General features: G+C 29.9%; 5 protein-coding genes. All 5 read left to right on the top strand.

The annotated features are described in order from the left end of the window. Window positions 1-958: DUF6624 domain-containing protein (locus tag DIU01_RS10825; protein WP_367221975.1), on the top strand; the 958-nt coding region annotated here is incomplete at its 5' end. Between the two features lie 42 nt (window positions 959-1,000). Next, complete coding sequence (locus DIU01_RS10820) at window positions 1,001-1,381, top strand: VOC family protein (RefSeq protein WP_290834333.1); 381 nt, start codon at window positions 1,001-1,003, stop codon at window positions 1,379-1,381. Window positions 1,382-1,823: 442 nt separating this feature from the next. Further along, window positions 1,824-2,774 carry a type II CRISPR RNA-guided endonuclease Cas9 gene (cas9, locus tag DIU01_RS10815; protein ID WP_290834331.1) on the top strand — a complete coding sequence of 317 codons (951 nt, stop codon included), beginning with the start codon at window positions 1,824-1,826 and terminating at the stop codon, window positions 2,772-2,774. Between the two features lie 27 nt (window positions 2,775-2,801). Then, window positions 2,802-5,972, top strand: coding sequence for a type II CRISPR RNA-guided endonuclease Cas9 (gene cas9, locus DIU01_RS10810; RefSeq protein WP_290834328.1), 3,171 nt, complete (start codon window positions 2,802-2,804; stop codon window positions 5,970-5,972). A gap of 348 nt (window positions 5,973-6,320) precedes the next feature. Continuing rightward, a partial coding sequence (locus DIU01_RS10805; RefSeq protein ID WP_367221973.1) for a CRISPR-associated endonuclease Cas1 occupies window positions 6,321-6,657 on the top strand: 337 nt, incomplete at its 3' end.

The following is a 6,657-nucleotide window of genomic DNA, read 5'->3' as shown; positions in this document are numbered from 1 at the left end:
AAATATGAAAGCAACATTAACCACTATACTACTCTTTCTTTTTACATTAAGTTTCTCTCAAAACTATAAATTGCTTGTCGGCGAAGCTGATGCCTTTTACAAAAACAAAGAATACAAAAAGTCAGTAGAGAAATATACTGAAGCTTTTTCTATCGAACAAAAAAGTCCCGAAGATTTGTATAATGCTGCATGTTCGGCGGCACTTTTAGGAAATAAAAAAGTGGCATTTCAATGGTTACAACTTGCCTTAAATAAAGGTTGGTCAAATGTTAACCATCTTAAAACTGATTCCGATTTAAAATCCCTTCACAATGATAAAAAATGGCTACAATTGGTGAGCGATATGCAAAAAGTTGTAGACGCACGAGAAGCAAAATACGACAAGCCTTTACAAACCAAATTAGTTGCGCTATTCGAAGAAGATCAAACAATTAGAAGAGATTATATCAAAGCTCAAAAAGACTACGGGAACCAAAGTAAAATAGTTGATAGTTTGGGTAAAGTCATGATGCATAAAGACAGTATTAATTTGGGCAAAGTCACCGAAATTTTAGATAAGTACGGTTGGGTTGGCGTTGATAAAGTTGGTGGTCAAGCCAATCAAACGCTGTTTTTAGTCATTCAACATTCCGATTTAAAGACGCAACAAAAGTATCTTCCTATGATGCGCGAAGCGGTAAAAAACAACAATGCCAGTAGTAGTTCACTTGCTTTACTAGAAGATAGAGTTGCGCTTGGTGAAGGGAAAAAACAAATCTACGGTAGCCAAATAGGTTATGATAACGAAACCAATACCGAGTATGTTTTACCACTTGAAGATCCAGATAATGTTGATAAAAGAAGAGCAACAGTAGGTCTTGGTCCGCTGGCAGATTATGTAAAACGTTGGAATATCATTTGGAATATTGAAGAATACAAAAAACAACTTCCAGAAATTGAAGCAAAAAGTAAACGATAATTAGTAATTTTGAATACCAACCAATAATTAAAAAACACTAGTATGAAAAATCCATTTGCTTGGGTAGAAATTTATGTTTCCGATATGGAGCGCGCCCAAAAGTTTTATGAATCTGTATTGAATATTACTATGATTCCAATGCAAACACCAGGTGCATTTGGCGATCTAGAAATGGTTAGTTTTCCATGGGTAGAAGACGGACACAACATAAGCGGTGCTTTGTGCAAAATGAGCGATATGTCACCAGGAAATGGTGGTACTTTGGTTTATTTTGGATGCGATGATTGTGCAGTAGAACTTTCTCGTGTTGCCAATGCTGGTGGAACTGTATTACAAGAAAAAATGTCTTTAGGCGAACACGGATTTTGTGGTATCGCTTTAGATAGTGAAGGAAACTCGATTGGTTTTCATTCCATGGCATAAATTCAAAGACATAAATAACTACAAAACCACGAGTATTGCGCTTGTGGTTTTTTTGTTATTGAAATTTAGAAATCTGTTTCTTGATTAAATTAAGTGAACGGTTTTGAACAGTTTTGAACGGTTTTGAAATCAAATGAAACCTTTTGAATAGATTAATGCCATTTTATAGGGGTTTTGTTCGTAGTTCGTTCGTAGTTTGTTCGTAAGCGTTTCGTCAAAATAAATCTTTTACAGAACAAGCTACGAACAGAACCAAATTAAAACAAAAAAAAGCGACTCTTTCAAGCCGCTTTAAATGTTTTCACAACGGAATAATCCTTATTGTGAATTGATTTCAAAATTGTAATGCAATATTACAACAAAAAAATTAATGTTGGTTTACGGTTTTCCGTAAATTACTTAATTTTCTTTTATTTATATTTCGACCATAAAATTGAAACGTATGAAAAAAATATTAGGATTGGATTTAGGGACAAATAGTATTGGTTGGGCGTTGACTAATCAAAATTTTGACAAAAAGCAAGGCGAAATTATTGGTTTAGGAAGCAGAATTATACCGATGTCTCAGGAAGTATTAGGTAAATTTGATATTGGTGTTACAAAATCTCAAACTTCTGAAAGAACTGAATATAGAGGTGTTAGAAGATTAAATCAAAGACAATTATTAAGACGTGAACGCTTATTGAGAGTACTAAATAAACTTGGTTTTTTGCCAAAGCATTTTGCAGATTCAATAGATTTTACAAAAAAGTTAGGCCAATTTAAATCAGAAACCGAAGAAAAAATTGCATACAAGAAAGTTGGAAATGGAAAATATCACTTCTTTTTTATTGAATCGTTTAGCGAGATGGTTTCAGATTTTAAAAAAACACAACCTCAACTTTTTGAAAAAGAAAAATCAATTCCTTACGATTGGACCATATATTATTTAAGAAAAAAAGCTTTGTCAGAAAAACTGTCAAATGAAGAATTATCGTGGTTGCTTTTAAACTTTAATCAAAAGCGAGGTTATTATCAATTGCGTGGCGAAGAACAAGAAGAAAGTAAAAATAAAACTGAAGAATTTCATACTTTAATTGTTAGAGATGTCATTGAAAGAGATAAAGGTAAAACAGGTATTTGGTATAATGTTATTTTAGAAAATGGATGGATTTACAAACGCGAAAGTAAAACATCATTAAATAATTGGATTGGAAAACAAAAAGAGTTTATTGTTACTACGGAAGTAAATGATGATGGAACAATCAAATTAAACAAAGAAAATGAAGAGAAAAGAAGTTTTAGAGCTGTTGATTCAGAAAAAGATTGGATAGCTATCAAATCTAAAACAGAGCAAACTATTGAAACAAGTAATAAAACCGTTGGTTGTTTTATTTATGAAACACTTCTTTAAAATCCAACTCAAAAAATAAATGGAAAATTGGTTCGAACCATAGAACGAAAATTCTACAAAGAAGAACTAAAAGCAATCCTAAAGAAGCAAATTGAATTAAATCCTGATTTACAAAATGAAAATTTATATCAAGAATGTATTTTAGAATTATATTCAAAAAATGATGCTCATAGAAATTCAATAACTACAAAAGGTTTTGATTATCTTTTTATGGATGATATTATATTTTACCAACGACCATTAAAAAGTAAAATTTCATTAATTAGTGATTGTCAATACGAAACAAAAACTTACAAAGACAAAAAAACTGGCGAAATCAAATTGCAACCTGTAAAATGTATTGCAAAATCAAATCCTATATTTCAAGAATTTAGACTGTGGCAATTTATTTCAAATTTGAAAATATACAAACGAGGATTAGTAAATGATATTGATGTTACTTCTGAATTTATTTCTTCAGAAAATGAAGCAGTAAAATTATTTGAAACATTAAACGATAAAGAAGATATTACACAGAAGCAATTTTTAGCTATTTATAAATTAAAAGAAGATTTGTTCAGATGGAATATGGTAGAAGAAAAAACCTATCCTTGCAATGAAACACGAGGACAACTACTATTGAAAACTTCTAAAATTGAAGGTTTTGATAAAACTTTTTTTACAACTGAAAACACAGCCAATTTATGGCACATTCTATATTCTGTTTCTGACAGAATTGAATTGAAAAGTGCTATTCAAAAATTTGTAACTAAAAATAATTTACCCGAAGCAAGCGCAAACATTTTATCTAAATTAAAACCTTACAAAAATGATTATGGGGCTTATTCTGAAAAAGCAATCAAAAAATTATTACCATTAATGCGAGTTGGCAAGTATTGGAATGAAGATGCAATTTCAAATACTATTAAATCAAAAATTAATACAATTATTGAACGTTTAGACACTATACAATATAATGAAAAACGTTTTAAAGAAGTACAAGACGATGAAATTACCAAGGCAATTTTAACAAGTTTTATACATTCTAAAAATCATTATTCTGGTTTAAATACGTATCAAGCTTGTTATCTTGTTTATGGCAGACATTCAGAAAGTAAAAACACTGACAAATGGCATTCGCCAGAAGATATAGAATACTACTTAAAAACTACTTTCAAGCAACATTCTCTTCGCAATCCAATTGTTGAGCAAGTAATTACTGAAACATTACGAACAGTAAAAGATATTTGGAAAATTTACGGAAACGGAGCAAAAGATTTCTTCGATGAAATTCATATTGAACTAGGTAGAGAAATGAAAAATCCAGCAGAAAAACGTAAACGTATGACCGAGCAAATAAATGCTAACGAAAATACAAATCTGCGAATAAGAGCCATTTTACAGGAACTAATTGATGAAGTGGATGATATTCGTCCATACTCGCCAAGTCAGCAAGAAATTTTAAAAATCTATGAAGAAGGTGTTTATAGTAATGAAAAGGAAAAAGAAAAATTAGATGAAATTGATAAAATTAGAAAAAATAATAAACCTTCAAAATCTGATATTCAACGTTATAAATTATGGTTAGAACAAGGATATCTCTCACCTTACACTGGAGCAGTAATTCAACTCTCAGAATTGTTTACCACCAAATATCAAATAGAGCATATTTTTCCGCAGTCACGTTTTTTTGATGATTCTATGACGAACAAAGTTATTTGTGAAAGTGCTGTAAATCAAATTAAAGACAATCAAACAGCAATGGAATTTATAATTTCAAACCCGGAAAGATTAGTAGATCTTGGCGCAGGAAAAAGTGTAAAACTTTTTTCTGTAGACAATTACAAAAAACACATTGAAACCTATTACTCAAAAAATAAAAATAAAATAAAAAATCTTTTGAGTGAGGAAATTCCTGAATCGTTTATTAACAGACAACTAAACGATAGCAGATACATTAGTAAAGTAGTAAAAATGTACTTGAGTAAAATTGTCCGTGAAGATAAAGATGGAACTATTGAAGCTGAAGCAACTTCTAAGAATGTTGTTCCTGTTACCGGAACCATAACGTCAAAAATGAAACAAGATTGGGGTTTAAATGATATTTGGAATGAAATAATAACGCCACGTTTTGAGAGATTAAATGCTATTACAAATTCAGATAAGTATGGAAAATGGGAAGATAAAAAAGGTAAAAATGTTTTTCAAATTACTGTTCCTGATGAAATAGCAAAAGGTTTTAGTAAAAAAAGAATTGACCATCGTCATCACGCTTTAGATGCATTAATAATTGCTTGCATTAACAAAGACCACATCAACTATTTAAATTCTATAAATTCTGAAAACAAAAACTATGCTTTGGTTTCTAAATTAAGACGAACCGAACAGATAACAAAAGAAGGCAAAACATTTAATATCCCAAAAGAGTTTCACAAACCCTGGGAAACCTTTACACAAGACTCTAAAAACCAATTGCTGCAAACTATTGTAAGTTTCAAACAAAATACCCGCGTTATTAATAAAACCGTAAATAAATATCAAAAGTTTGTAGAAGACGGAAATGGAATATTAAAAAAACAATTAGTCAAACAAACTAAAGGAGAAAATTGGGCAATTAGAAAGCCTTTGCATGCAGAAACAGTTAGTGGAAAAGTTATGCTAAAAAGAGTTAAAGAAAATCCTGTTGCAATTAATTCTATTTTAGATAATCTAGAAATTATTGTTGATAAAAACATAAAAAAGCAATTACGTGAAAGAGCAAAACATTATGAAAATAATTTAGATGGCTTAAAAAAATATCTTAAAACAAATCCACTAACTATTGATGGTAAAGCTGTTGACAAAGTTTTAGTCTATGAATTAATTGAGGCTACTGCAACAAGAAAAACTTTAGACATAACTTTTGATAGAAAGAAAATAGAAAAAATCACCGATTTGGGTATTCAAAAAATACTAATGAATCATTTAGAACAAATAAAATTTCAAAACGTTATAGACGAAAGTGGTAAAAAACTTCCTCCGCAGGAAGTTGCTTTCAATGAAGAAGGTCTTGAAGATTTAAATAAAAATATAAGAACGTTAAACAATGATAAAGACCATCTTCCTATAAAAAAAGTTCGAGTTTTTGAAGAAAGTAAAAAATTCCAGTTAGGTTTGAATGGTAATAAAAAGAATAAATTTGTTGAAACAGCAAAAGGAACAAATTTGTATNNGTTTTAATTCTGTGCCGAAAAATTATATCGATGAAAAATCAAAAACTATATTCAAGAATATAGCATCGTTAACAATTAACGACCTAATTTTTGTTCCAACAAATGAAGAAAGGGAAAATATAAATTCTGTTAATTTTAATAAATTATCAATGGAGCAATTATCAAGGATTTTCAATGTTAATGATTTTTCAGGATATACAATATATTTCTTTCCAAATACTTTTGCAAAAAATATTGCTCCTAAAGAACTAGACTCAAGTTTTGATTCAAAAATGTCAAAAGATTTTGATGGAAACTCAATTAAGGATAATTTTATAAAACTCAAAGTGAATCGTTTAGGACAAATTGAAATAGCATGATAAAACGAACACTCTTTTTCGGAAATCCTGCTTATTTAAGTGCCAAAAATGAGCAAATTGTAATTTCATATCCTGACAAGGAACAAGAAACCAAAACCGTTGCCATTGAAGATGTTGGTGTTGTTGTTCTAGAAAATCAACAAATAACAATTACCAACGGTTTATTGAATAAATTAATTACAAACAAGGTTGCATTAATCAATTGCGACCAACAACACATGCCCATTGGATTATTGATGCCTTTAAACGGTCACACCGAACAAAGCGAACGTTTTAAAAATCAAATTAATGCTTCCATTCCGCTAAAAAAGAATTTGTGGCAACAAACTATTT

This window comes from Flavobacterium sp. (genome assembly GCF_003525665.1).
GTDB lineage: Bacteria > Bacteroidota > Bacteroidia > Flavobacteriales > Flavobacteriaceae > Flavobacterium.
The sequence above is the reverse complement of the archived record's forward strand: the minus strand, read 5'-3'. Positions and strand labels throughout refer to the sequence as shown.

What these genes read in the sequence shown, in the direction of transcription:
- DIU01_RS10820 (WP_290834333.1), top strand. Translation starts at nt 1,001, where the DNA reads ATGAAAAATCCATTTGCTTGGGTAGAAATTTATGTTTCCGATATGGAG.
- cas9 (WP_290834331.1), top strand. Translation starts at nt 1,824, where the DNA reads ATGAAAAAAATATTAGGATTGGATTTAGGGACAAATAGTATTGGTTGG.